The sequence below is a fragment of the Moorena sp. SIO3I6 genome (genome assembly GCF_010672095.1).
On record NZ_JAAHHU010001547.1, the window covers coordinates 1 to 1,171 of the forward strand.

The window sequence follows — 1,171 nt, forward strand, 5'->3', positions numbered from 1 at the left end:
CCTAAAGGCCACGCTACGCGAACGCCTCATGGGGTACTTACCAACTAAATATATTATTAGAGCCGAAATCTTGGATAGATTATCGGCAATTTTGCGCTGCATCAAGACAGGGAATCAGCCTCAAATATAGCAGAAGTCAGAAGTCAGAAGTCAGAAGTCAGAAGTCAGAAGTCAAACTCTTGCGCTTACTTAGGTTTGAGACTTTTGTCATGTCCTAACTGCCCTGGCGACTGCTATATATTCAGATGCGTTCGCGAAGCGTGGCCAAACGCGCCCCGCGTGGCCCAAAGGCCAAGGTCAATCGCATTTAGGGTTAGTTTTTTCTTTCATCATTAGTTTTTACTTTCATCACTTAATCTTTTAGCTAACTTTACTGACTCTTAAAAATTAAATCCAGGAATGTTTGATTAAATATTGATAGTAGTTTTTTATATCAATACATATGAAATTAACTCACATTAGTGCTTCTTTAGTATTCCTGGGAGCGATCGCAGTTACTCCAGCTTATGGAGCCTCCGTATCATTCACTCCAATTGGGTCGCAATTAGACCAAGATGCCATCAATGACCTCCAAGTCAATGTTGGTGACACCATTGATGTCTTTTTCACTTTAGATACTAGCGGTCTCACTGCTAATTTACAGTCATTAGACCTTCTTTTTCAACAAGATCCTACTGAGCTTATTACTCTAGACGTATTTAGGACAGATGCAGATCGAGCTGCTTTTTCAGACTTTAGCGGGAGCCCAGTAGAAAACCCACCCTTTGGAATACCTACAGTACTTTTTCAACGTAGTGATTCAGTTGGAGTTTCTCCAAACTCTACTCTAGAAATAGTTGGGGCAACTTACGAAGTACTGCCTGGGTTTAAGAATGATGGATTGCCTGACTTAGCAGTTACCGTTAGCTCCGCAATTGATGCCAATGGTATAGATGTCACCAATCTCTTTAATCCAGTTAGCCAAAGTCTTGATGTTCAACCCGCTCCTGTTCCTGAAACCACATCACTGTTAGGTTTCTTAGGATTAGCTGCTGTGACTACTCCCACATCAAATCAAAGATTATGATGTGGGCTTCTCAAACTCACGAATGAGACTTGCTGCTCCTCGGCGGATGCCGACGCTACGCGAACGATATCCTGTACCGATTTACCACAGCCATTAAGCGGCAGT

Annotated in this window: 1 protein-coding gene; it reads left to right on the top strand. The window is 42.4% G+C overall.

Features of this window, described 5'->3' with window-relative positions:
- The first annotated feature begins 442 nt into the window (after positions 1 to 442).
- Positions 443 to 1,066, top strand: coding sequence for a hypothetical protein (locus tag F6K49_RS51080; RefSeq protein ID WP_293110574.1), 624 nt, complete (start codon positions 443 to 445; stop codon positions 1,064 to 1,066).
- The last annotated feature ends 105 nt before the right edge of the window (positions 1,067 to 1,171 follow it).

Coding starts and splice junctions, on each gene's coding strand:
- F6K49_RS51080 (WP_293110574.1), top strand. CDS start 443: ATGAAATTAACTCACATTAGTGCTTCTTTAGTATTCCTGGGAGCGATC.